This window comes from Crocosphaera chwakensis CCY0110, from assembly GCF_000169335.1.
GTDB lineage: Bacteria > Cyanobacteriota > Cyanobacteriia > Cyanobacteriales > Microcystaceae > Crocosphaera > Crocosphaera chwakensis.
Genome location: NZ_AAXW01000052.1, coordinates 1 through 24,876, shown reverse-complemented (window position 1 = coordinate 24,876; position 24,876 = coordinate 1). Strand labels below are relative to the sequence as shown.

The window sequence follows — 24,876 nt, the reverse complement described above, 5'->3', positions numbered from 1 at the left end:
CAAGTCTTCTTAGCAATGCCGACGCTTCTTTTCACCCAAAGTGCGGTCAGTGACCTCAAACGCCTCGAAGCATTCATCGCTGAACATAACCCTGATGCCGCACAGAGAACGAGTCTCCGCGTTCGACAGGCGGTAGGAAAACTTGTGCTTTTCCCTGAAATCGGTCGCCCCGTAGCAGAGCTAGAGAATGTTCGAGAACTCTTAGCTGGTAATTATGTGGTGCGATACACCCACTCAGAAGAACAAGCTCAGGTCATTATTCTTCGCGTTTGGCATGGTAAAGAATATCGATGAATAACAAGGCTTTCTCCTTGACTATACAAGGCTTTGAAGTATCCGCAGCAACATCAATAATTCTTATAAAAAATAGAAGTTGCTGCGGATAGCAAAGAAAAAAAGGCAACCCAAAAAGTTGCCAATAAAAACGCAGTTCTATGAAGCCAAGTAGGGGCTTTCAGATAATATCTGCGCTAGCAGCAGATTTCTTTCTTTTTCGACTCTGGCTTAAAAAAGGAGAGTTATTGCAAGAACTACTCAGAGCAATGTGCTGACAATTAGGAATTAACAAAGATGATCTTTAGGAGAACGCAGGTGGACTTTATTTTTCCTTATACTATTGCTAAAGAAGGCGGTGAACTTCAGTGCGTCAGTCCCTAGTCTCAGCGTAGCGGACTAGGGAAGGAAAGCACGACAATTTGAGGACTCAATGTCCGAAAAATTGTCAAATTAACTTTTCGGAGCATCTTGGTTCTTGATATATTCTTTTAACTTTTCAATAGGTGCGCCACCAGAAGAAGTGACATAATAAGACTTAGACCAAAAAGAAACTTTGTCTTTATAAAACTTAGTTACTTGTTCAGGAAAGTCTTTTTTCATGACTCTAGCTGTCGAACTTTTAAGACACCCTGCAACTGTAGAAATAGAGTTTTTAGGATGGAAATCTAATAAGATATGGACATGATCCATTTCACCCGAAAACTCTAGTAACTCACAATCCATTTTGCGAGATACTTGCCAAATCATTTCTCTTAATCGCTCTAGCATTAGGGCGGTTATTACTTTGCGTCTATAGTGAGTAACAAAAACAAAGTGTAACCGCACACTAAAAACACTATGTGACCCTTTTCTTGGTTTCATCTTGACACCCTACAGGTAATTAGACTAAAATCATCATATCAGTTCTGTTGAGGTCGGCAACATGGCTACTAAAAGAATCACGTTTAGACTTTACCCAAATAAAGAACAAAATGAGAAACTTCATTATTGGAGACGTTTACACAAAGATTTATACAATGCTTGTGTAGTTAATCGAAAAACTCAATACAAAAAGTTTGGTAAATCCATTAATTACTTTGACCAACAAAACTCATTACCTGAGTTTAAAAAAGATTGGCCAGAATACAAAGACCTTGGTAGCCATGCCCTTCAAGCAACTGTAAAACGGGTTGATTTTGCTTTCCAACGTTTTTTCAAGATTAAATCAGGTTATCCGAAACTAAAGTCTTCAAGAAGATATAAAGGGTGGACTTATCCTGATAAAGCTGGTTGGAAAATAGACAGTAATGGACATCATGGAAAGTTGACACTTTCTAATTTTGGAACAATAAAGATGAGGGGTAAAGCAAGAGATTGGGGAACACCAAATACTTGCACTATCATCTTTAAACAAGGAAAATGGTACGCTTCTGTTACTGTTAGTTGTGATCCAAAACGAGAAACAGGTAAAGAGGCTTGTGGTATCGATTTTGGGACTCATCATGCACTTGCTTTTGACGATGGCACTGTTATTGATAATCCTAGATTTCTCAAACAATCACAGGATAAAATCAACAAAACAGCAAAGAAATCTAGAAAGAAACGTGCAGGAAAAAAGGGAGTAAAAGGGTCTAGAAGATGGAAAAAAGCTGTTAGAAAAATCGGTAAGATTCAATCTTTAGTTGGTCGTCAAAGACAAAACTGGCATCATCAAGTTTCCACACAAATAGTTAGCTGTAATAGCTTGGTGGCAACTGAGAAATTAAACCTAAAAGGAATGACCAAAAAAGCTAAAAGAGGTAGCAAAAGAAAACGTCAAAAGACTGGATTAAATCGGTCAATTCTTGACGTTGGAATTGGTAACTTAAAATCATTAATAAAAAGCAAAGTTACCGAAGCAGGTGGGTTTTACATTGAGGTTCCTACTCGAAAAGTTAAGCCATCTCAGACTTGTCCTAATTGTGGTCATCAAAAGAAAAAGACATTAGCAGAACGCCAGCACAACTGCGAAAAGTGCCTTTATAGTTGCGACAGAGATGTTGCATCAGCCCAGGTGTGTTTAAACTGGGCAAGGGGGCAGGAACTGTCCTCTTTAGACGTAGAGTCGCCTAGCTCTACTTTATGCGGAAGCATGAGGCAACTAGGGGCGAAAAAGCACAACAATGCAAAGAAGCGTCAGAAACATCTAGCTCAACAAAGTGGCTAGATGTAGTTCATTTTCTAATCACCTTTCCGGATATTCCGGAAGCCCTCACTTCAACCCACACCAGTGCTGATATCAATGCCACTGGTTATGATTGTCTGATTGCTGCTTTGGGAGGATACATCGACGATAGGCGGGACATCCCAGAGCCTTCTGCAAGGTCAAGTACACAAGAAATCGTGGTAATTCCACAGCTAATGGCTGCTAAACTTTCTCTCTATATTGCGATGAGGCGCGAGGGGATGACTAATGTAGACCTAGCACAGCGCCTAAACGTCGATGAGAAAATCGTTCGGCGAATGCTTGACTTGGACTATTCTACAAAAATCCAGAGTATTAGCAATGCCCTGCAAAATGTTTTCTGGTGAATCCTATCAGCTAAGAACTTCACTTGAAATTTCTTCTGGTGATTCGGCAAAAATTTGAGTATCAGTTTTTGAGTCAATCAAAACAGAATAAGTAAGGAAATTTCCTTGCTTATTTCCTATCCGCGGCCTCTATCCCTTTGAGCATTGGCTTTTATTTTTTCTTTGATCGATTGAGGCCATTCAAAGGCTTTTTCTGATTCTGGAGTGTCAGACCAGCAGTTATCACAAAGTTCATCGCCGTCGCCCCCGTTACAAAATGAGGTCAACCGACCGCAGCCCTCACAAATAAAAGTGTAGCCAGCGTTGCAGCACTTACAGTGGCAATCAATTGGTGGGCATTCAAACACTTCGTTGAGAGCTTGTCGAAGATTATGGAACCTGACTTTATAGCTAGACATAGTTTTAAGGTTTCTGTCCTTATTTGCCTATGTAATCGGCGCTAGCCATACGAAAAAGTCTCAATGTTATTTATTATCTTCTAACTCCCTTAGATTATTGATAATCGACTGCAACTTCATTAAAACCACATTCATTGTTTTATTATTCTCTTGTTGCTGTTCATAACAGTAGTCCTCTAATTCCAGTATCACAGAGAACAAACCTCTTTTCTTAATAAGTTCTCGCAAAGTCTTTCTATCTTGTAGGTCTAGTCTCATAATTTTCCTGTGACTTTCTTGACGAGTAAATATAGTTGCGTTTATCATTTTAGCTGGTCACGGAGAAGCCCCCCTCGTGCGACTCGTTTAGTCCAAAACAATGGATAAAAACCATTGGTGGGACTAGCTTGGAACTGATTTATCAGAACCATGATAACTGAATATTCGTGTAGGTGAGATTGCCTATCGAGTGATTAAAATCACAAAGAAAATAGGTGGTAAATATTAACAAAAACTTAAAACATCAAGCCCTACTCTCTCGGTGTTGGGAGTAAAAGCATAACCCTTGCGGTAGCGAGTGGTCTTCAATCCGCAAAGCAGGGTTAAACGGGGTATTAACTGATAGTCTAATTTGGTTAAACCTCTAGCAAGAGTCTATGGATAGAGCTATAGCTCGAAGTTCCAAAACTATCGTCACTTCTATGTAGCTAAAAAGACTGACAAGCTACAACCAAAACGGTAACAGTGCAAATATATTGTCTCTTAATGGTGGGTTAAGGGACACAACACTAATAGCACTCGGTAGAAAGGAAAAAGTCAAAATCATCGTTACTTTAAAGTAGCCAAATAGACTGAATAAGGCTACAGACAAAATGTCACAAGAGAAAATGATTATCATTCAATTACCTAGTGGATGAAACAACACTAATCTCTCTCGGTGAAGAGACACATCCTAAAGACTCATATCAACGAATATTCGGAACGAGGAAACCCTCCTATAACTCTCAGAAATGGTCGAAATCTCTGAGTAATCAACCAAGACGTAACATCTTCCAATTACGGAAGGTTATAGGAGGAATAGGATTCAGTAAAAAGCAAACGCCTTAACTCGAAACGACGAGGATTGCTTTACCGAAACAAAGGTAAAGAAGGGTAATGCCAAGGATAAGCTGACGTACTGACTGTTTATAGGAAGATAGCTGAGTTAGTAGAGGCTAATATGTCTAAAACTGATTTGAAACCAAATACAGTGGAATGGAACCAGATAAATTGGCGTAAAGTCGAAAAAGCTGTGTTTAAGCTTCAGAAGCGAATCTATCAAGCCAGTGTCAATGGCGATATTAAGAAAGTTAGGAAACTCCAGAAAACACTCCTGAATTCCTATTACGCTAGATTATTAGCGGTCAGAAAAGTAACCCAAGAAAACAAGGGCAAAAAGACAGCCGGTGTCGATGGAGTTAAATCACTAACACCAAAACAACGACTAATTTTAGCCCAAAACCTAAAGTTAGGGAGCAAAACCAAACCCGTTCGCAGGGTATGGATACCCAAAGCTAACGGTAAACAAAGACCCTTGGGAATACCAGTCATGCAAGATAGAGCAAAACAAGCCCTAGTCAAGTCAGCATTAGAACCCGAATGGGAAGCAAGGTTTGAAGAAAATTCTTATGGATTCAGACCTGGAAGATGCTGTCACGATGCAGTTGAGGCGATTTTTAATCAAATCAGATATAAGGCAAAATATGTTCTAGATGCTGACATAAGTAAATGCTTTGACCGCATAAATCACTCAGAACTCCTTGAGAAAATAAATACATTTCCGACATTAAGGAAACAATTAAGAGCATGGCTAAAAGTAGGGATTTTAGACCAAGGAAATACCATATTTCCAGAAGAAGGAACTCCACAAGGTGGAATTTGTTCACCACTATTAGCCAACATCGCTCTACACGGAATGGAAGAAAGGATTAAAGAATATGCTGCAACCTGGAAAGGGGACACTAGACAAAATAAAAAGTCTATTTCCCTAATTAGATATGCAGATGATTTTGTCATAATCCATGAAAACCTGAACGTCATCAAATCCTGTCGGGAAATAATTCAGAATTGGCTACAACCTATAGGATTGGAATTAAACCAAGAAAAAACCAAAATATTACATACCTTGAAAGAACATCAAGGAATTAAACCAGGGGTCAACTTCTTAGGTTTTAATATCAGACAATTCAAAATAGGAAAACACCAATCTGGAAAAAATACACATGGAGAAAAATTAGGGTTCAAAACAATCATCAAACCGAGTAATGAAAAGGTAAAAGAACACTACAACAAAATAGCTCGAACAGTAGATAAACACAAAGCATCACCTCAAAGGGTACTTATAACTGAATTAGCACCAATAATAAGGGGATGGTCAAACTACTACCGAGCAGTATGTAGTAAAACAACCTATTCCAAACTTGACCATTTACTATGGTTAAAACTCTTCAGATGGGCGTTAAGAAGACATCCCCAAAAATCCAAACACTGGGTGGTCAATAAATACTGGATGAGTATAAAAGGAGACAATTGGACATTCGGATGTAAATACAACAACAAACTTTACACCCTTCAAAGATACAACCAAACAGAAGTAATTAGACACACCAAAGTAAAAGGCAAATCCAGCCCATACGATGGAAACACTAACTACTGGGCATCTAGAAGAGGTAAACATCCAGAATTGAAAAAATCAGTTGCAACATTACTCAAAAAGCAAAAAGGGAAATGTAATCACTGTGGATTAACTTTCATGCTTGGGGATTTAATCGAAACCGACCACATAACACCCCTAAAAGCGGGGGGTAATAACCATAAAGATAATCTCCAAGTATTACATATACATTGCCATGACATAAAAACCAGGAAGGATTTAAGAGACATTAAGTCCTATAAGAGCCAAAAAATATGGGATAAAACCCAGAAAGAATTCAATTCTCATTTTGAATTATTCAAATGGGAATGGAAGAATGGCCTACCTACACTGGTAAATGGTACTCGTAACAAGAGCCTATACACAGAGGAGCCGGATGAGGCGAAAGTCTCACGTCCGGTTTTGAAGACGAGTCGGGCTGGTGACAGCCTGGCTTAGTTTAACTCTACCAAAAGTGGAGTCGATCTGGTTGGTTCAATATCTACTATATCTACAATTCCATTAAACCTCCCGTTTTTCTGACAGAAGTTACCGTTGAGGGGTTTCTGATGGAACTAAAACTCTAAATCGGTTTCGGCGACACAGATATTTTTAATCGTAATCCCTTCTCTGAGCAAACTTTGCACGTCACTGAGTACATTCTCCTCAGAATTTGGCGTTGTCAAAAACTCTATTGCCCTTGCTTGGTGTCCCGCAGCTTCTACCACGGCTAAATATTTTATTGGTGGTCGATTGCGAATAACTGCCATTATTTTTATTGATTAGTTTGGGTCACTTAATCCCGCGCTAGCGGAAATTAGATCCGCAGCACCGTCTATTCTTTATAAGAAAAATAGCTGTTGCTGCGGATACCTTAAACCCTTATCCAGTAATCATTACAGTCGTTTTAAAGACTTCACTTACTTCTGGCATTTATAACCCCGTACAATTTCTGATTCGTCTCTTAATCAGCGCTTCCAATCCTTCTCGATCCCTTAAGCTTAATGAAGTTTCTGGTCTATCCATCAAATCCGCTAATTCTCCGTTAACGGCGGTGGACAATTCATTGATAATCTCGTTGGAAGTTTGCTCGCTTAGTCCACGCTCAGCGCAGTATTTTTCGATATATTCTTTGATCAGCATCGGTGTAGTCCTAAAAGCATTTTTCTCTGATAGAGCCGCTATGCCAACCTCGATACGTCTACGGTTCGTAGACCTCAGCAAAAAAAAAACAGCAACTTTTCGGGTTGCTGCTGTTCCCTTAAGCTTTAATGTCGGTTCCTCCCAAGCAATCGGGTCGATATTTTTCGACAAATTTAATAACTAAGTTTCGATGGCAGAAGTCTCCTGCTTTTTCCCAACAACACAAAGTTAAGTCTTCTTCGGGATCTAATCCGTCAAGCCAAACTTTTATGTTGGGCCACACTTTGCGTAGTTGATCACGATATCTCTTGATGTAGCCGTCTCGGTCAATTTTCCCCGATTTAATGTCGTTGAGAATTGCTCGGTCAGGGGCAAACATCCATAGCTTACTGTCGAAGTTTATTTTCTTCGGTTCGCTACGAGAAATGCTGATAACTTTGCCGTGGTAGTTTTCGGGTTGGAAATAACTTGCGGTGTAGATCATAGGTGTTTCATTGTAAATTTCTAAAGTGTTCCGCGCTAGCGCTCACGTCTTTGGAGTTGTTTCGTTCGCTGCTTATCAGCACGCTCAAACGCTCCGTAATTTTCTGGCAGCGATTCATACGTCAGAATTAACCCTCGCGATTCCCATTCTTCAATTTGCTGATTAAACCAGATGGTTGATGGAATAAGGTCATGGGAATCTCTACGACCATTATTATGTGATAAATGTACGGCGATCGCTTGAGGCAATAAATACTCTGTCCACTCTTGGACTAAAGCACTACGCCCTTTCGCCCAGATATTCACATGAGAAATATCAAGTAACAACGGAATATCTTTGATATCTCCGTGTGCTTTACTGAAATCTTCTTCAGAGAACCAGTAGGCGTCGTTAGGCATCACTTCTAGGCAAACAGGAATGCCTAGTGATTCTTCTAAGTCTTCTCGATTACGCTTAAGTTCATCGAATGTGATTTCCTTTTTCATAGGAGGATGGATGGAAATCATCTTGACATTGCGATCGCTTAAACGATGTCGATATTCTTCCCAAGTTTCAGGATGGGCCAAGGAGAATGACAACTTGTACAGCCCATCGAACAAACACTGGTGATGTATAACCAGTGGAATCTCTTTAGGGATCTTCGACAAGTCACAGCGACTCCCCACAGCGAATTCCAAGAAGTCTAGTTCAAGTGGTTTCTTGAGGTTTTCAAATATACTAAGGCAATCTTCTAATGGACGCGCACCAATGGCAGTTACACTGAGTCCTTTCATGATGCGCCTCCTGCGGATGCAATAACTTGGCTAATTTCGGCGATGAGATTGTCGAGTTCTTTTTGAGGATTTTCAGGACGGGTAAACGTTTGAAGCATTGATTCAGGATCGACAATCGGCTGAATGCCATCAAAGATCATTTCTTTCCAGTCTTCCGGTTCTTCATCGAAGATATCGTCGGGGTCTAACCTTTCGTGTAAATCTTCCTTGGCTTCCTCATTGATAAATTCGATCTGGTTGAGGAAGATATATCGAAAATAACTACCGTTGTCGTCGTATTCGTAGTTATCCTCGAAGGTGAGACTCTTAATTTCAGGATATTGAATCCAAATGTGCAAAAGGAACCGCTTGGTTTCGGTTCTTTTCAGGATTACTTCTACTTTTTCAATAGCAGCGAGTTTCTCGGATGTTGTTTCTGCGGTAAGCATGGTATTTAAACGTGGATGGTCACATTCTCCTGCGCTAGCAGATAAAAAAAGAGGCGTATAGCCTCTACCGTCTTTATTCCTAGCAATTCTCGCCGTTGATGACCTTGGCAATTTCAATCATCATTTCTTTGAGTGTTTGTTCTGGGTTTTCGGTATGGGTCAATTTCTTATCAAGGTAGTTCTCGCTGATTTCTTCAGGAGAGACGCCCCCATCCTCAAATAGTAACTCTTGCCAACCAGACACACTATTTATGTCGTATTGATCTGTTTTATCAAGCTTTTTCTTCAAGTCTTCCATAGCTTGAATTGCTATAAACTCGATATCCTTGAGTTCGATAAAAGTAGTCCATCCGCTTTCGGCGTTTTTGCCCCAAGTCTTTCCCAATGTAATACTTTCTACTTCCGGGTATTTAATCCAGAAATCAAGCAAGAAGCGTTCTGTGCTAGTTTCGCGAAGTTTGTTCTCAATCGAACGGATATATTCTTTTTGTTGTTGACTCACAGATTCATCGTTTTCAGTTTGAGTCTCACTCGGAGAAGGTAACATACGGTCTTCCCAATTATCGGTTTTGCTAGAAAGTAAATCTCCAGCTAAATTGTAGACTTCTTCATTATAATTGCATTGAATTACCTCTTCTTCTTGGTTGTGAGTTATTTTATCAGTAGTTAGATCGAAAATAATAGTCCCGTCTAAACCGGTTCCATTTTCCCATCCGAATCCGAGTAAATGCTCAACAAACGCAATGAGTGTATCTCCTGATTGATCTGCTAATGCCTCTTCGATGGTTTCTTCATCATATCCTGCGAAAAAGGTTTTTAAGGTTGGGGATTCGATAGCGCCATCATCTCCACTACCGAAGTAAGTAATTTCGACGGTTGAAGCTCCGAGAGTTTTCAAAGTATCGAGAGTGGTTTCGAGGTTTTGAAAAGCCATATCTTTTTGGATAAATAGTTTGTCACTTACCAATATGCGCTAGCAAAGTGCTCTTACCAAATGCCTGAAACTCTGGCTATAATTTAGGTATAGGTATCCGCAGCAACAGCTATTTTTCTTATAAGTTACAGTCACTGCTGCGGATCTATATCATTTTTTTCTTCGGATGAGTTGTGAATAGTAATCCCCTCCATGTCGACTTGTATAGAATCGTCGACGTATTCGCCTTGGTCTGGCAGGGGTTCTTTTTCGATAAAGGCGATCGCTTCTTCTAAGTCTCACTTTATTTTATGTTAGCTTAAGCGACACTAAGCAATCTTGTATAACTTGTTTTTGAAAAAAAAAGGGAGTAAAACTCCCAACGACTAGGTAATTGCTCTATCACCATTGGGTGAAAACCTCGATTATCTTTTTTATCATTACTACCGAGGAGAGTCCTAGCATGGTTAAGCCCCCGAAATACAAAGTTTCTCTAAAAGAAGGGCTTTCACCACGAAATTTTAGACACAAACTTTCATCTGGCAAGATAAGGTAATAGTCTAAGAAAAACTGCCTCAATGTTTTCCGAGTATTCGAGTTCGGATTCGCAGTTTTGGAGATTTTGGCATAAATATACTCTATTTGTATATCCAGTGACCTTTTGAGATTCTTGTTTGACAATCTCATTGACTGAGGTATTCTCAAAAAAATCGTTGACCTCTACTTCCAGACCTGCTCCGTCGTATTCTTCGAGAAACTTTAGCAACAAAAGTAAAACTGTCCTTTCTTGGAGTGCCTTCTTTTTTTCAAGGAAGGTTAGCTTCGGCTTAACGTCGCAGTTATTTCCGAATCCGGCTCGTCTGGCCGTGTCTGCAATAAAAATATTGATTATGTGAGTGAGTTTACCCTTCATAATGAATTTTGTACTGAGTTATGTACTCTATGGTACGCGCTAGCGCAGATCATCATTCTATAAAAAAAGGGCAAAAAGCCCTTATTGCATGAATATCTCTAAATTAAGTAACGCTAGCTGACCGCTAAGCGTTTGCCTAAGTCTGCAACTTGCTCGATGACATCGACAAGATCAGGCAACTCACACGGACGTTCGTGCCGCCCGATAAGTTCTTCGGTAGGCGGGGTTGATAAGAGGGCATATTGCCAGAACTTCAGCCACTCTCGATTTTTCTTGTACTGTTCAGCGACAAGCTCAAGGTTCAATCGCTTGATGATTTCAGCATCATCACCTTCCTTGGCGAAGACAATATCCTTCAGGGCAATGGTTCCTGATGTAACGTCATCCCCTTCCTCAATCTCTGCAAACTCTACCAATATTATTTCAGGGAAATTCGACCAAATCCGAGCTAAGATTCTCTCTCGATAACTTTCGCTGAGTAACACTTCGATTTCTCCTAGCATCGTAAGTCTTTCTCCAAGTTTAGGTGTTTCGATTCGAGGTGGTTTTGCTTGGCAACAATTAAGTCTCTCACAAAGTGAATCGATCTCAGATGCAGTCAAAGGCTCAGCTTCCTCAAAATATTCTAATAGTTGCTTCTTTACACTTGGTGTTCTCTGGAACAGTCGGAGTGCCGCTAATATCGTGGCTAATTCTCTGGGATTAAACTGAGGACTGGGAGCATTAGTATTTCTCATGGCGATCGCGATTCCTTGCTCAAAAGACGCGGTGGCGTCCTCGTGTTTGCCTAAGTCATGGTAAAGAACCCCTAAATTGTTATACACTTCTTCGTGGTGGGGATAGAGATCAATTGATTCTTTATAGACTGCGATCGCTTGCTCGATTTTTTCTTCTTCAGCAAGCTTGTTTCCCTTGAGATATAATTCCCAGGCTTTTACTTGATTACTCATGTTTTTTTAAGCGATTAAAGGTCGCTTTAACTGGCGCTAGCCTGAAAAAAAGAGCTAGGTGTCATCCTAGCTCTTTTTTTCTAATTTTCCAGATATTCAGTAAGCTTATCCACTTCTTTAACTGTCAGAGGCTCAATTTCCTCGAAGTGCTCTGAAAACGGTCTAAAGTCTTCCTTTGCTCTTTCCTTTCTAAATAATTCTAAAGAGGCCAGGAGCGTGGCTAACTCTCGTTTTGAGACGTTAAATGTAAATCTGTCTTCGCACATATCTCCACCGGTTTCTTGATAGGATCGCTAACTCTTGCGCTAGCTTAACAAAAAAAAGAGCCAGGTCTAAAACCTAGCTATTGGATCATTAAGCTAATTTTGAGGCAATCAATGCCAATTCAAGAGGAAGTCTCTCGGAACGAGTGCCTCGTTTCAGTCGATGGGTTAGCCCACATAACTCCACAAAGGCGAATTGTAGTTGCTTTGCTGAAAGGTATTCTACGTCTTTAATTAAGTAGAATACTCGTCCGTTATCGGGCAGGTGCAGCAGTTCCTCTGCTATCTTTTCTCTCTTTAACCCCGACTCTAAACCAATGGCGGTAAGCATTAGCTTTTCAATGCGATTTATTAGCGTTGCCAGGATTTGTAAGGGATGAATACCAAGGTTAATTAAACTTTGAGTGCGTTCGTAGACTGTTTCTGGTTCTTCAGTCAAGGCTTTTGCCAGTTGGTAACTGTTTTGTGCATAATCTGGCACTAACGCTGGTAATTCTGTGGCAAGCACCTGATCTTCACCGAAATAGGCTTTGATTAGCTCTAGTTCTCTTTGCATTCTTCCAATATCCGGCCCAACCGCTTCTAATAAATACTGTTTAGCATGGATACTTAGATCAAGTCCCAATTTAAGCGATCGCATCGCTAGTTCGGCTTTGATTTTATCCTCTTGGAATTGGTTTAGCGCGTTGATTCTTTCAACACACTTTTGTTTGTTTAGCCATTTGCCTAGCTTGGTACGACCATCTACAGTAGTTACGTCGAGAATGACAACGTTTTCAATAGTTAGTAACGGCTCTAAGGGCTTAGAGTCCTTGTAAGGGATCTCCTTACCCTCAAATACCATTGCTTTCTTTGAAAACAGCCCTAGACTCAGTGCATCGCTGATAGCGTCTTCGAGGGTAGTGACATTAAATCGTTCGCAGCCTCCTACTTTGATGATTTCTGCAATCTTTTCTGACTTTCGGAAGGCGTCGTCTCCTGCGATGACATAGAGCATATTATTCACCTCCAGCACTAACTAAGGACAACAAAGTAGCTAGAAGCCAGCGACTACTGTTAGAAGAGGTCGCAATGCGTCTTTCAGCTTGGTCTAACTTTTCTAACCCTACTGTTAGCGTGGTTAGGTCGAGTTTCTGACTGAGTGCTTCTAAGTTCTCTGTACCTAAGATTGAGGTTTTAGCAATTTGCTTCGGGTTAGCTCCTAGGACAACTGCCATAACGTCTGTCCAAGCAGTTAACAAGCTATCAAAGACTTTGTTGATATCGAGGGCTGACTCCTCAATCTTTTGACAACAGCGTACCAAATTGTAGCTATCACCTTTGGCTACCGCCGATAGCAAGAATTCAACTTGTGTGGGATTCAGTGCTTTAGTAACCTCATAGACTTTATCGACTTTGAGTGGCTCGTCTCCTTCTTTGTGGCAAAACACCTCAAAGAGAAGTTGAATAGAATCGCGCATCCCCCCTTTAGAACTCCTGGCGATCGCCTGTAAGCAGCTATCATCGATGGAAAACCCTTCATTCTTAGCAATTTCTTCTAATCGCTTGGCTACTTCGCTTTGTGAAATCGGTCTAAAGCGAAGGGGTAAACACCGACTCCTGACCGTTTCTAACATTTTGTGGGGCTCAGTAGTTGCTAGCAAGAACTTCGTATGGTTGTTAGGTTCCTCAAGGGTCTTGAGAAAGGCATTTTGTGCAGAATTGCTAAGTTGATGGGCTTCATCAATGATAAACACACGGGTACGAGCAGAGAACGGAGCATAGCTCGCATCGGCGACGAGCTTTCTGATATCATCTACGCCATTATGAGACGCCGCATCAAGCTCTACGACGTCCAAACTGTTACCGTTCTGTATGGCTTGGCAATTCTTGCACTCACCACAGGGAGTAGTGGTTACACCCTTTTCGCAGTTGAGACTCATGGCAATAATCCGAGCCGTGCTGGTTTTCCCTGTGCCTTTAGGCCCAGATAACAACAAGGCTTGAGGTACGGAATCTTCAGCGATCAATCGGGTCAATACCTTTTGTACTGAATCTTGCCCGGTCAAATCATTGATTGATTGGGGGCGGTATTTTAAGTGCCATGGTTGAAAAGCCTGTTTCGTTTTTACGTTGGGCATAAGACTGACTCCTAATATCTTTATCAAGATGACCAGCCGCTAGGCTCCTGACAGATCAAAAGCTACCCGCAGCAACCACAATTTTGTATAAGAAAAATAGTAACTGCTGCGGAAGGTTATGATCCTTACCCAGTCTGAGATAGAGTTTAATTTATAATGCCCTAAACTTAGTCGGTTTTTCGTGCTTGCTTTCGTCGGAATTTTGCTGAAAAAAAAGGAAGAGGCCAAAGCCTCTCCTTTCTTGTCTAGTCGATGAATTCAACCGCGACATTTCCTCCGGGTTTGATAGTAATTTGAGTGGTTTTCCCGTGTGGTGTTTCCCATGCTAAGAATTTCTGCGCCAACTCTGCGATCTTTTGTTTATTAGCAAAGTCTTCATCATGTAGCACTAGGTTGATTAGTTGATTAATCTCGCTTGAAAACATTTCTCGTTGGGTTTCATAGCTAAATTCGTCTGTACATTCGCTTGTGGTAAAGTAAACATCCATCAAGAGGCAATTAAGTATCTCGGCACTCGTTTGGCTATTTTTGGTTACGAGCAAGCTAACATCCTCAATCCCGCCCCAAATTCCGTCGTCGAGCTCAGAAATGAAAGCAATGTCGGTATGAATTTTCTGGGGTAATGGTTCTTTATCTCCTTCTTTGTCCAAAGTGAAGTAAATGATTCTGATATCATCAGGGCGCTGAAACTTGGTACTTCCCATGCACCGCTCTAAAGGTTCTTTCTCCTCCCCTACTTGGACAATGACAGAAAAGTCTACGATTTTGGTCAACGCTTTGTACCAAGAGTACCCTGAATAATCGGAGTCCGGCTCTAAGAGAGTACCCTTCCCTGATTGGTTCCACGCATGATCGAATACATGGTAATCAGCAAGGTCATAGGTTTCGTCATTAACGTCTACTAATTGACATTGGCTATCGACTTCGACTAATTCTCCATTATTGTCACTGTAATTATCCAGGCATTCTGGAACCCAGGTATATAACTTGGCTTCTGCTTCAGGCAGGTCAACCCCTAACCACTTTGCTTTTTCCCATGACTGATAGGGGAGTCGGTGTGCGCTTAACGTGCGAATATACTCGTAAATAGTGCGTTCACACTCGGTCTGGAGTTCATCTAAGAACTCGTTTTGCACGACTTCTTTACGAGCGGGTAATACGAGCTTTAAATCAGGGCAGTCAACCACCTCGACCCGTGTGGTGAGGTATCTTACTCGGTATATCTCACGGGCTTTACTGAGAAGAATGTGAGTAAATTTGTATTCTACGGTAAGACCATGAAAATTGATTTCTCCGTCATGCCAACAATACGTTTCTTCAACCACACCAATTCTTAGCCCTGACCATTCCTTGATAAACAAAGTGCCTTCTAAAAAATTACCTCGTTTTACCTTGTTTCGTTGGTAATACACAGGTAATGGGTAGTATTTTGTAGCGTTAATGACAACATCTTCAAGGCTTTCGACTTCTTCAGTGTTAAGCACAAAATCAATTCTTGTTCCGTTACTAAATTCAGTCTCTTCGATTGCTACTGGAATTTTCCCGGTAAAAGCTTCTGAACTTACTTCTACTCTTTTACCACTAGACTCAATTCGGCATCCTCGGTTTGCTAACGAGAATAGTCCACACCCGGCTGGATTTTCTGATTCTTGGATGCTAGAGTCCCAATCACTTCCTCCGAGAGCTATTCTGACATCATCTTTGAAGATTCCTTCTCCATCGTCCATGACAGAACAAAAGCACATATCGTCTTCGGTGTAGGTTCTAATCCACACACAGGTGGCTCCTGATCTGCGGGAGTTTTGTAGAAGTTCGTTAAGAATATCGCTCAATCCTGAATTGAAGAAGTGTTTTGCTTTTTCTAGAACTTGGCTATCGATGGTGACTTTAAAGGTTTGCATGAAATGCCCTCACGTAATTTTTTCTCAAATTACATTTGCGCTAGCAAAAAAAAGGTGATGAAACATTAAGGCGTATTACTCTCTATTATTTACGGGGTAAGGGATCTAGCTTCCGCAGCAAGTTCTATTTTTGTTATATAAAATAGTCCTTGCTGCGGAAACTTTGTCAGGCGATCGCATCGATAAGTGTTTTGTCCTCGCTCAGTTCCCAGACAGAATCGGTTAGCCAGTCATAGTCACTATCTGTTGGGTTCCCGTCTCTTTGTTCACTGATAAAAATCTGCAATTCGGTACTTTCTATTACCGTTTCTAATGCTTCTTCATCCCCTCTTGTAAAAGGTGATACTAATTCAGGATGGTTTGCTAGGTAATCGACTACGTGTTCTCTTAGATATTCCATCGGTTTGCTCCTTTAGGCTTACTTTTCACTTTGGTTGGCGCTAGCTTGTCGTTTCTTGGCTACTTTTTCGCATTATGAATTTAACTGTTTAGTATTTGATTCATTGTCAGGTGGGCTAGTCTTGCTAGAAAGCAGCCTACCCCGATAAATCCTACAAAAAAGACAAACTCATTAATAAAGTCACTAAGACTCGGTGGGTTTCCATACTTGATTTCGTAGTTAAGTAGCCAAGTAAATAAAACCAAGCTGATGATGCTACTGAATCCAAGACCTAATACAAAGGCTTCGGATGGAAGATTAAGACATATTTTGGTAATCTCTTTCATTTCGTGGAATCCTCTTCGATGAGTCGTATCAGAGGCAGATATTCAATGGAGTTTTCTTTGACAAACTCATCGTGATACTTAAGGTCTCGGAAATAGAGTAACTCAAGCCCTGCCTTGAACCCTATCCAACCATCTCTTATGTCGAGAGTCGGATTTGCATCTTGCTCATCGCAAAGCTCATCAAACAGCGTCATAGCTTCTTCTACGTGGTCGATTATTTTTGCTGCTATGTCTTTCAGGGTCATTTTTACGCGATCGCGGGTTCGTTTCCTTGCTTCTAGCCAGTAAATTGAGGACCACGTATCGTTAAAGACCTCTGCTAATTTAGCAGCCATTTGCAACTCTAACAGAATAGAAGCAGCAATCTCGTTTCCCTCGTAGATTTCATTTAATCTATCCATGGCGACTTCAAGACAAGCTTTCTGGACAATGAGCCGCCCCACGGGAATTTTGTCTGATAATTCTCTAGTTTTTGGCATTTTGATTCTTTCTAACAATCAGACCAACCAACGCTAGTGGTAGAACAACATGACTAAAACTTTCTCGAAAAGGATTGGCGTTATAAGTGAATCTGTTATTGATCTTCTTATCGCTAAAGCAAATGAGAGTCTTGAAGTAGTCGCATTCTAAACCAGTCTACGATTCGTAGACGGAGAAAGTTATCACCTAAGTTATATCAGCTTCGATTCCGTAACTGATAAACGTTCGATAGTTCCGCAGCAGGGTCTATTATTTATAAGAAAAATAGACAGTGCTGCGGAAGCCCCAAAGAGAGTAATACCGATATTTTTGGCATTATCGGCAATCGAATATCTTTGCTAAAAATATAGAGTTACCCATAACGTTGTAGGTAACTCTGTAGCTAATGGATTTTGTAACTGATATCCGCAACAACGTCAGTATTCTATAAGAAAAATAGAGGTTGCTGCGGAGGTCTAAAAGTCTGTTGCTAAGAGGGTTTGCAAAGAATTACGCGGTATACTTGCTGCCCAACTCGTTGAGTCCACCGTCAATGCCTTGGGCAAGTGCCTTGATTGCCCATCCAGTGTCTGTGCGATAAATCTCAGCTAAGATTACAGAGGTTTCTAAGGAGAACTCATCGTCCAAATCATAACGTAAGACTTCTTCTTTGGAACTCACATCGACTACTCTTAAGAAAGCATTTTCGACCATGCCAAAATTATGATTTCGTTCTTGAGCCCGATGGATAGTTACCGTGATAACCAGCTTATGAATATTATCAGGGACTTTTCGGAGATCGAACAAGATAACTTCGTCGTCTCCTCCGCCGAATCCCGTTAAGTTGTCCCCCATGTGTTCAATCGAAGTCTTACTATCAGGGGATTTCAGATTATTGTAATAAACCACGTGATGTTTATCAGGTAACTTTTCAGACTTATTCAGCATAAAGACGGATGCGTCTAAATCGAAGTCATCTTCTGTGGTATCGGGGTTATCGTCTTTGTTGACATCCCAACCCATTCCTAACATGGCGGCAACCAGTTCAGGTAATGCTTTTTCTAAGTCGAGTTCGATTCCTTTGGTTAATTCGATCACGATTATGTAACCTCGGTTTGATTAATGGTCAAATTACCCACGCGCTAGCGTCATTAGTTCTAGCTATTTATATTAATACAAATAGCTAGAACTAGAGACTATTATTAGGTCATTTTCCTAGCGACTGCTTCCTCGATTGATTCTCTACTAGCATCTTCTCTAGCCTCATTCAGTAATTCAGTCGCGGCTTTGATTTGTCTCTTGATGGCCAGGAGTCTGTTTCTTTTTTCTATACCGGCTCTGCCTTTGATATTTCGCTGATCGTCGTCTTTGGAAAGATGAATAACCTTTACTTTATTGCGCTTAATTTGCGGCTCGAAAATAGCATCCTTTGCGGTTAGCTTATTGTATTCGTAACACCCATAAGGGCGTTTTACGGTGTACCGATGCGCTTCTACTCCGACAGGAGCGATGTATCCTTCATCTAGTTCATTGATCGTTGATTCTAGCAAAGAAATTGCTGTTTGAAGTTCGGCTAAAGTGTCTGTTACTCCTAAACTTTCAGGAGTTTGGGCATCCCCTCTGCTAAGAAGAAGGGACGAAGCTGCTTGTTCTTGATTAACCCGAATTCTTTCTACAATGCGGCGATTATTCTCTAATCGAGCCTGATAGAGTTCGATTTCTTCTTCTTCGGTTAATTTTGTGATTATTCCGCAGACATCTTTGTTAGGGCAATCTTCTGGCTTTAAATCCCATTGCATCATCATTGAACCGCAGTTAAAGCCGTAGGCGCATTGTTTTATAGGCATGATACTTAGTTCTAGCTATTTTACTATTATTATATAGCTAGAACTAGGAATAAAAACACAACAACAGGGTGCCGACCATACCAGAGGGATTGTCACTAAGCTTTTTGATTATAAAGTTTATCAGCGAGTACATCCTTATATTTAATGGCCCTCCAATGTAAGCCACTGTCTCGAATCTTTGCCAATACGGTGTCTAATTCCTCGTTTTCGTCGACGAATAAAATAGCGTGAGAAGCGTATTCGATGACTTCTTCAATAACGATATTTTTGGCGTTTTCGCCGTGATTGAGTAAGTTGGGCACAAATCGGCGTGTGAGTATTTCTCGTTTCCGAGCATAAAGATCAATAATCCGATTCAGAGATTTGGAGTGGAGGGAAACCAATTCGATGTCGGTGTAGTTTTGAAGAATTTTATCTAGTGATCGCTCTAATAAATAATAATCTCCAAATCCATCACTTGCAGCAATAACAACTTTTAACATCATTTGTTACTCTTAATTTTTTGCTAATAAGCGCTAGCTACGAATTTCAAGATTTAAAGTTTTTAAGAATCGCTTTGTTAATAGTTTCCAATCCACTTTTGATAAAGCCAATTGTACTAAAGGGTCGATGAATTCAGCTGATTCATAAGGTGTTATTATTTCTGGAGATAGATCATATTTGTACTTGACGTAATTACAATCAGAAGAAGTTTCTTTTGATCTTTCTCCTTTTTAACTATTTGCTTTAGCGATAGTTTCCATTCATACGCTGTTTCTTTAGTGGGATACTCCCCCACTAATTTTATTAACTTTTTCTTAGTTTTATCTTTTAAGTCTGTTTGTACTCTGTTTCCAAGTAACATAATCGCTTGTTCTAATTCTTTTCTAAAATTAGGTATAGTCGGAGGCAAGTTTAAGCTATTTTCTTGTTTATTCATTATTTTCATGTAGATGTAAAGTAAAATTTAATAGTATTTTCAGTTTTATTTTGATGTTTCTATTTTTATGGATTTATTAGTATCTTTTTCTATACACAAATTCTTTTACTATTCAAAATGTTAACAAACTTTTGAATATTTTAACTATACTTTTTGATAGATTATATATTAATATTTAAACTATTTGTAAGGGTTATATAGAAAAAATTCAAAAAACATTTTCTTTTGCTTAATTGGTTTATTGATCATATCAATCTGATTATTTTTGAATAAAGTTAGGTTAAAACTTTTACTCCTAGACCTCTAAAAAATGATTTTGGAACTTTGACTACTATTAATTTAGATAATGGTGATTTAATTAATATTTATTATCCACTTGCTGAAAGCTTTTTTTCTAACTTTTCTTTTAAAACTTGGGTAATAGTATCCTGTGGCTCCTGCTTGGACTGTTTTGCAGAAGCCTTGTCTTTCGATTGTTTTGTCATAGTTGCGTCTTTTAGCTAAGTTCGTCGAGTAGATTACTCTGTTGCCCTTCGATGACATCTAACCCATCGTTAACGGCTTTTTCGACAGCTTGCAGGGCATCACGAGATATCTCGACTACTTTCTGCCAGCCTTGGTTAATGCCTTGCAACAGACGGACTTTTAGGTGAGGACGGTTTTTATTGCCTGATTGGGGATCTAAGTAGACTAAAGTTCCGGGTTGTATTTCCACTCCATCGACTTTTCTCTGTGGGCCTACATATTTGTAGACCTCCTGATTAACTTCAGTGGCAGCGATCGCATCGATTTGACGTTGCTTATCAGAGTCCATGTCCGTGTACGCGGCTTTTGCTTGTTCTGGGTGTTGCTTTTGTACCTGTTTGAGTTGGACCCAACTTTGACAAGCTAATAGCAGGGATTTTAGTTCATCGAGTGTCGGTGGTGCCGTTTCAGTGGCTTTATCCAAGGCAGCGATAAAGCGATCGCCATAATCAGGACAAATGGCTCTTAAGGTTTCATCATGAAGATCAGTTTTTGCGCTGACTTCCGACAACAAGGAATCTTGCTCAGATGTCGTATAGTGTCGAGAATTATTTTCTAAATCATCCAGCACCTTTAATAACCACTCGATGTCTGCATTGATATTTGGTGGTTGGTGAGGGGTTTGAGGGGGGTCATCAATGTCTAAAATGCTTGTAGCATCAAGATTCGTATCAGATTTATTGGTGTTTTGGTGATCTTTTATAGGCTCATTTGAACAAGTAGAATTTACGTACTCTTGTTTTTTATTTTCAACATCAATTAGTTCAAAAATCTTGAGGTAAGTCAAGTCATCAACTTCACCAACTTTTTCTTGAAAAGCTGATTGTATATTAGTTACAGAACTTGGTGATGCCCCCAAGTTTTCACCTAACATATTATTTTCACCAAGTTTTTTAGACTCATTTAGACCATTAATAACTAATCGTTCTTGATAGGGTACATAGCGCATTGATTTACCAGATCCTTGTAATTCCCCATAACCACAACTGGCTAACACTTGAAAATACTTATGGCGAATTTTGTCAGTGGCTATTTTTTTGAGAGCATTGAATTTTTGTTTGGCCCAGGATGCACTAACCCCCTTCTTCGTTTGCTGATAAAATTCTCGTGCGCTGGTATGAATCTTGAGCAACATTCCTTCTAACTTGTTATGGGGATCGTTATGGGCCCAAATTAATTTTTGTTGACCTAAATAAAAAGACGTGATTTCGATGGCATCTTTCATGGTTTGACCATTCACTACTAATTTCGGTTTTTCTCCTCTCAGTAGAGAATTAACCAGATGCAACCATAAAGCCACGCGCAAAGTATAAGTCTCAATCTTTGCGTAAACTAAGCTAAACCCAAAGTTAGATTCTCGACGGGTGGCATCGACAAGGGTATGGTTCCATGCTTGGAAAAGTACCTTAGCATCGTAATCTAACAAGTAATCTTGTTTGGGTAATTTTCCCATTTGTTCGTAGAGCGATCGCAAAGCTTTTTGGAACTTTTGAACCCCATCATTTTCAGAGAGTAAATTAAGTAGTCTTGGAGGAGCTTCCCCGATACTGCATAAAAGGAAGCGGGCCATGTACCCTGATTCAACAAACCCCTCATTATTCATTAATTGGGCTAAGGTATCCCATTGAATACTTCCGGTTTTACTGAGAGCGGTTCGTCTGATAAACAATCTAGTATCGCTACGGTCATAACTCACATGGCCGCCATTAAACAGGGCTAGTTCTTGTTCTCTATCATCCCCTTGGCCTTTCTTAAATTGATTAAGACGACGGTAATCACTGGCTAATTCATCGATATACTCCAATAAGCCTCGTTTATTTTCAGCGTGTATGCGAACTTTAGTGGACAAGGTGGTGTCACTGAGAACGTATCGTTTCCTTGTCGGTGCATCCATTTCTCCTGATTTGTCGTGTTCATATATATGTTGTTCTAATTCATATTGTTGGTTCCCGTCCTCTTCTAAATCCAATAGGGGTTGTATAACAATCTGTTGCGGTGGCGTTTTCGCCTGTCCTGAGTGGGCTACATTGCCAGTCCAAAAGATTAACGGTTGCACATAGCCTCCGGAGGGATTAGCTACTATTCTTGAACTGGTTCCTCCACGGGAAGCTACGGCTGGCAACACCGTATTAAATAAATATTCGGGTGCAGTAGGAATGGCATTAGCAGCATCAAGCATTAATGCTGCAAAGTTACTCTCTAAGTATTTGCTAATATCTAATCTTGAGCAATGTAGATTGAGATTGCTTCCTAAAGATGCGATCGCTTCTGCTGTTTCTTCATCGAGTGTTTCTTCTCGTTCGATGGTTCGAGCTAATCGTTCCAATTCACGATAAGCGTAACCGGTTTGGGCCGACAGATTCATTAAGGCTATATGCTGCAAGGAATCTTGAGGAAATTCCGTCAATATCTTTTTGACTGCATCGAGGAGATTGATTTTGGGTTTTTCTTCACTGTCTTTATTGTTCGCTGTCCCCTGTTGTTGAGGGTTGTACTGTGTGTTATTTCTGGGTCTTTGAGGTTGAACTACTTCCTTCCAATACCAACCCCTGATACACGCTTCTATGGCTTCTGGTGGGCAACTAGGGTCACTATTAGTCTTTTGGCACCATTGGTAACGTTCTGCTTCTTCTGATGCCGTCATCCCACTACGTTGACAGAATTCGTTGAATAAGCCCGCCGCCGAATCACTGTAACTTTGCCCGATGGTTTGCAAGTATCCCTCAACCGCAATGAGTTCTAAACCTACATTAATCGCTGTATCGTTTCGTTTACAGCCCTTGGGAACTCCTGTAGCCACCCAGTCCCTAACTTCTTTTCGGCAACATTGCAACAACGGAACGGGTGCTGGTACGGGAATTCTGATCTGGTCAGGATGTCGTGGTAAACTAGACGTGCTTAAATTGTCTGAAACATTGTTGACAAAATCACGGTGGTTGGCTGCTTCTACTAGGGGTAGCCGTTCTTTTTGATCTGGGATGATTTCTCTTAACTCTTCAAAACTATAAGTCTTTGCTGACGCAGAGATGATCTTGGTTTGGTTATAGATAGGGTTGCCATTTTCATCATAGGATATGTGCCACCCCCCAGCTAACCTCATCACTCGCGCAGGGTTTTTAATCGAGCGATCGCCATCGGCATATTCTAAGAGATCCCTTTGCAACTGTGACCATTTCTCTATGGCAACCGGTTCATCAAATACCCAATAGGAGTGGATCGACTTGCCACCTGTATCGACTTGAAATGTTGGTTCGGCGAGTTCCAATGTTTTCCAAAGTTCGCGTTGGATATCTTTTTCTAGGTCATCATGCTCAATAAAAATTGCAGTTCCTTGGGTCACATCTGAGTTTTTATGTCCACCCCCATTTACTACCACATAAGCTCCACGGCCTTGTTGTTGGTAGGCTTCGATCTCTTTCCAATTAATTCGATCTGCTTTGCGTCCCTTGTCCCCATCTTTGCGAGGGTCGTCACTTGGATAGAAAAACCGCAAGTACACAGGTTTGTTGATGTTGTGTCCTAAGAGAGCTAGTTGACGTTGAGCAAGGTTGCGATCAATTTCAGGAAATTTCATAATTTTTTTCTCCTTACAGTTTTGTGGGGATGGACTGCTGGAGATACCCGTTATCTAAGGATCATAGCCTTAACTAAGGATTGGCTGTTATTAACGATGTTCCTTATTTGTGATCTCAATCTCTACTATTTCCCTGCAACCAAAGATAGGATTTAAAAGATGTGTATTATGGGGCTGGAATATGATTTTTTTCCAGCTTTGGTTGTTGTTGCCATTCTCAATGACATCAACTGATTACTTTGGTAGTGAGTTCATTCGAGATTAAGACACGATAACAAAGCATTCCAGCTTCTTTTCTTCTTTTTTCAATTGAATAGCTACTGCTGGTAACTATGCGATCAAAAAGTCTGCTTCGGTGACGACAAATGACACCGCTAGTCTATGCTTAGTTGATTTATTGAATGATGTTCTTTCATGCTTAAAAAATAAGCATGAAAAGCATACCTCACTTGATAGTAAGATTTTCAACAAATAAGCCTTTTTTCGCTAATTAACGCTCTTATTTCGCATCAAGCCTAAAATTTTGACAAAAAGATTGCGTAGACCACAACTTTCGCTTATCATAAAGGTGTTGTGGCTAAAAATTTATAGCTTTAGCGTCGCAACGCTAACCGCCTCAAAAATTTAATACTTCCTACTCTTCTATAAGTCACCTCCTTTGACGAAACAGAGAGTGCCCAGGGAGAAACCTATATCAGAAACGTCCGTCAAACTTCCCCAAGCCGACGGCGTTTCGGCATTTATATGGCTTCTTTTGTCTGTAAATCTCTGAGTGGACATAATCTTCTGCATTAAAGCGTGTAAGATATCAACTATTGTACCCCTAAATCACCATCTGGGGTTAGCTTATGTTAAATAAGCTATCTTTTTCCACTTTTAAGGCGTTGGGGTAGAGGGAAAGATTAATTAGTCTTTCCCTCTTTTTTGCCTCAATGGGTAAAAAGTAAGAAAAACCGTGATTTAAAAGTTTGTCGAATTGATACATACTACTGTACTTAATTCGTGAATATCGATAGCGTTTTCATTGACTTTTTGTATCATGAACCATAAACCTTACTATCAAA

At 40.3% G+C, this 24,876-nt stretch carries 22 protein-coding genes; 3 read left to right on the top strand and 19 right to left on the bottom strand.

Annotated elements, in window-relative coordinates:
* Nucleotides 1–15: 15 nt before the first annotated feature.
* A complete protein-coding gene (locus CY0110_RS21850; RefSeq protein ID WP_008277746.1) occupies nt 16–294 on the top strand; it encodes a type II toxin-antitoxin system RelE/ParE family toxin in 279 nt (92 codons plus the stop codon).
* A 432-nt stretch (nt 295–726) separates the two neighbouring features.
* Here the strand turns inward: CY0110_RS21850 and tnpA are convergent, their stop codons facing one another.
* The gene (gene tnpA / locus CY0110_RS21845) at nt 727–1,137 is read right to left on the bottom strand and encodes an IS200/IS605 family transposase (RefSeq protein WP_035799468.1); all 411 of its coding nucleotides are present in this window, start codon (nt 1,135–1,137) and stop codon (nt 727–729) included.
* Between the two features lie 61 nt (nt 1,138–1,198).
* Here tnpA and CY0110_RS21840 point away from each other — a divergent pair, with 61 nt between their 5' ends.
* Nucleotides 1,199–2,461, top strand: coding sequence for an RNA-guided endonuclease InsQ/TnpB family protein (locus tag CY0110_RS21840; RefSeq protein ID WP_008277745.1), 1,263 nt, complete (start codon nt 1,199–1,201; stop codon nt 2,459–2,461).
* An 829-nt stretch (nt 2,462–3,290) separates the two neighbouring features.
* Here CY0110_RS21840 and CY0110_RS21830 read toward each other — a convergent pair.
* The gene (locus CY0110_RS21830) at nt 3,291–3,530 is read right to left on the bottom strand and encodes a hypothetical protein (RefSeq protein WP_008277743.1); all 240 of its coding nucleotides are present in this window, start codon (nt 3,528–3,530) and stop codon (nt 3,291–3,293) included.
* Between the two features lie 892 nt (nt 3,531–4,422).
* Here CY0110_RS21830 and ltrA point away from each other — a divergent pair.
* On the top strand, nt 4,423–6,333 hold the full coding sequence (gene ltrA / locus CY0110_RS21825) for a group II intron reverse transcriptase/maturase (protein WP_008277742.1): 1,911 nt from the start codon (nt 4,423–4,425) through the stop codon (nt 6,331–6,333).
* A 116-nt stretch (nt 6,334–6,449) separates the two neighbouring features.
* Here ltrA and CY0110_RS21820 read toward each other — a convergent pair whose 3' ends face one another.
* From CY0110_RS21820 to CY0110_RS21725, 17 genes are all read right to left on the bottom strand, one after another.
* Nucleotides 6,450–6,644, bottom strand: coding sequence for a hypothetical protein (locus tag CY0110_RS21820; RefSeq protein ID WP_008277741.1), 195 nt, complete (start codon nt 6,642–6,644; stop codon nt 6,450–6,452).
* Nucleotides 6,645–6,807: 163 nt separating this feature from the next.
* Complete coding sequence (locus CY0110_RS31080) at nt 6,808–7,188, bottom strand: hypothetical protein (RefSeq protein ID WP_232285781.1); 381 nt, start codon at nt 7,186–7,188, stop codon at nt 6,808–6,810.
* Nucleotides 7,136–7,501 carry a DUF488 family protein, N3 subclade gene (locus CY0110_RS21810; protein WP_035800308.1) on the bottom strand — a complete coding sequence of 122 codons (366 nt, stop codon included), beginning with the start codon at nt 7,499–7,501 and terminating at the stop codon, nt 7,136–7,138. The genes CY0110_RS31080 and CY0110_RS21810 overlap by 53 nt, the downstream gene beginning before the upstream one ends.
* 35 nt (nt 7,502–7,536) lie before the next feature.
* Nucleotides 7,537–8,079, bottom strand: coding sequence for a hypothetical protein (locus CY0110_RS21805; protein ID WP_232285780.1), 543 nt, complete (start codon nt 8,077–8,079; stop codon nt 7,537–7,539).
* A 191-nt stretch (nt 8,080–8,270) separates the two neighbouring features.
* Nucleotides 8,271–8,612 (bottom strand): hypothetical protein, encoded by a 342-nt coding sequence (locus tag CY0110_RS21800; protein ID WP_232285779.1) that lies wholly within the window; start codon nt 8,610–8,612, stop codon nt 8,271–8,273.
* 169 nt (nt 8,613–8,781) lie between these two features.
* Complete coding sequence (locus tag CY0110_RS21795) at nt 8,782–9,636, bottom strand: hypothetical protein (protein WP_008277736.1); 855 nt, start codon at nt 9,634–9,636, stop codon at nt 8,782–8,784.
* A 1,005-nt stretch (nt 9,637–10,641) separates the two neighbouring features.
* Entirely contained in the window at nt 10,642–11,478 is an 837-nt protein-coding gene (locus CY0110_RS21785) for a tetratricopeptide repeat protein (RefSeq protein WP_008277734.1), read from the bottom strand.
* Nucleotides 11,479–11,832: 354 nt separating this feature from the next.
* A complete protein-coding gene (gene holA, locus CY0110_RS21775; protein WP_008277732.1) occupies nt 11,833–12,738 on the bottom strand; it encodes a DNA polymerase III subunit delta in 906 nt (301 codons plus the stop codon).
* Between the two features lies 1 nt (nt 12,739).
* On the bottom strand, nt 12,740–13,861 hold the full coding sequence (gene dnaX, locus CY0110_RS21770; RefSeq protein ID WP_008277729.1) for a DNA polymerase III subunit gamma/tau: 1,122 nt from the start codon (nt 13,859–13,861) through the stop codon (nt 12,740–12,742).
* A 245-nt stretch (nt 13,862–14,106) separates the two neighbouring features.
* The gene (locus CY0110_RS21765) at nt 14,107–15,762 is read right to left on the bottom strand and encodes an ATP-binding protein (RefSeq protein WP_008277728.1); all 1,656 of its coding nucleotides are present in this window, start codon (nt 15,760–15,762) and stop codon (nt 14,107–14,109) included.
* Between the two features lie 166 nt (nt 15,763–15,928).
* Complete coding sequence (locus tag CY0110_RS21760; protein ID WP_008277727.1) at nt 15,929–16,162, bottom strand: hypothetical protein; 234 nt, start codon at nt 16,160–16,162, stop codon at nt 15,929–15,931.
* 322 nt (nt 16,163–16,484) lie between these two features.
* Nucleotides 16,485–16,967 carry a hypothetical protein gene (locus CY0110_RS21750; protein ID WP_008277725.1) on the bottom strand — a complete coding sequence of 161 codons (483 nt, stop codon included), beginning with the start codon at nt 16,965–16,967 and terminating at the stop codon, nt 16,485–16,487.
* Nucleotides 16,968–17,457: 490 nt separating this feature from the next.
* The gene (locus CY0110_RS21745) at nt 17,458–18,045 is read right to left on the bottom strand and encodes a TerD family protein (RefSeq protein ID WP_008277724.1); all 588 of its coding nucleotides are present in this window, start codon (nt 18,043–18,045) and stop codon (nt 17,458–17,460) included.
* Between the two features lie 104 nt (nt 18,046–18,149).
* Nucleotides 18,150–18,794 carry a hypothetical protein gene (locus tag CY0110_RS21740; RefSeq protein WP_035800303.1) on the bottom strand — a complete coding sequence of 215 codons (645 nt, stop codon included), beginning with the start codon at nt 18,792–18,794 and terminating at the stop codon, nt 18,150–18,152.
* A 95-nt stretch (nt 18,795–18,889) separates the two neighbouring features.
* The gene (locus CY0110_RS21735) at nt 18,890–19,279 is read right to left on the bottom strand and encodes a DUF2493 domain-containing protein (protein ID WP_232285778.1); all 390 of its coding nucleotides are present in this window, start codon (nt 19,277–19,279) and stop codon (nt 18,890–18,892) included.
* 152 nt (nt 19,280–19,431) lie between these two features.
* Nucleotides 19,432–19,713 (bottom strand): hypothetical protein, encoded by a 282-nt coding sequence (locus tag CY0110_RS21730; protein WP_232285777.1) that lies wholly within the window; start codon nt 19,711–19,713, stop codon nt 19,432–19,434.
* A gap of 496 nt (nt 19,714–20,209) precedes the next feature.
* Nucleotides 20,210–23,812, bottom strand: coding sequence for a DUF3987 domain-containing protein (locus CY0110_RS21725; protein WP_008277718.1), 3,603 nt, complete (start codon nt 23,810–23,812; stop codon nt 20,210–20,212).
* Nucleotides 23,813–24,876: the final 1,064 nt, after the last annotated feature.

Bases quoted from the DNA above. Each gene is read 5' to 3' on its own strand.
- dnaX (WP_008277729.1), bottom strand. From the start codon at position 13,861: ATGCCCAACGTAAAAACGAAACAGGCTTTTCAACCATGGCACTTAAAA.
- CY0110_RS21795 (WP_008277736.1), bottom strand. From the start codon at position 9,636: ATGGCTTTTCAAAACCTCGAAACCACTCTCGATACTTTGAAAACTCTC.
- CY0110_RS21785 (WP_008277734.1), bottom strand. From the start codon at position 11,478: ATGAGTAATCAAGTAAAAGCCTGGGAATTATATCTCAAGGGAAACAAG.
- CY0110_RS21850 (WP_008277746.1), top strand. From the start codon at position 16: ATGCCGACGCTTCTTTTCACCCAAAGTGCGGTCAGTGACCTCAAACGC.
- CY0110_RS21740 (WP_035800303.1), bottom strand. From the start codon at position 18,794: ATGCCTATAAAACAATGCGCCTACGGCTTTAACTGCGGTTCAATGATG.
- CY0110_RS21725 (WP_008277718.1), bottom strand. From the start codon at position 23,812: ATGAAATTTCCTGAAATTGATCGCAACCTTGCTCAACGTCAACTAGCT.
- CY0110_RS21840 (WP_008277745.1), top strand. From the start codon at position 1,199: ATGGCTACTAAAAGAATCACGTTTAGACTTTACCCAAATAAAGAACAA.
- CY0110_RS21820 (WP_008277741.1), bottom strand. From the start codon at position 6,644: ATGGCAGTTATTCGCAATCGACCACCAATAAAATATTTAGCCGTGGTA.
- CY0110_RS21765 (WP_008277728.1), bottom strand. From the start codon at position 15,762: ATGCAAACCTTTAAAGTCACCATCGATAGCCAAGTTCTAGAAAAAGCA.
- ltrA (WP_008277742.1), top strand. From the start codon at position 4,423: ATGTCTAAAACTGATTTGAAACCAAATACAGTGGAATGGAACCAGATA.
- CY0110_RS21750 (WP_008277725.1), bottom strand. From the start codon at position 16,967: ATGCCAAAAACTAGAGAATTATCAGACAAAATTCCCGTGGGGCGGCTC.
- tnpA (WP_035799468.1), bottom strand. From the start codon at position 1,137: ATGAAACCAAGAAAAGGGTCACATAGTGTTTTTAGTGTGCGGTTACAC.
- CY0110_RS21830 (WP_008277743.1), bottom strand. From the start codon at position 3,530: ATGATAAACGCAACTATATTTACTCGTCAAGAAAGTCACAGGAAAATT.
- CY0110_RS21760 (WP_008277727.1), bottom strand. From the start codon at position 16,162: ATGGAATATCTAAGAGAACACGTAGTCGATTACCTAGCAAACCATCCT.
- CY0110_RS21735 (WP_232285778.1), bottom strand. From the start codon at position 19,279: ATGATGTTAAAAGTTGTTATTGCTGCAAGTGATGGATTTGGAGATTAT.
- CY0110_RS21810 (WP_035800308.1), bottom strand. From the start codon at position 7,501: ATGATCTACACCGCAAGTTATTTCCAACCCGAAAACTACCACGGCAAA.
- CY0110_RS21730 (WP_232285777.1), bottom strand. From the start codon at position 19,713: ATGAATAAACAAGAAAATAGCTTAAACTTGCCTCCGACTATACCTAAT.
- holA (WP_008277732.1), bottom strand. From the start codon at position 12,738: ATGCTCTATGTCATCGCAGGAGACGACGCCTTCCGAAAGTCAGAAAAG.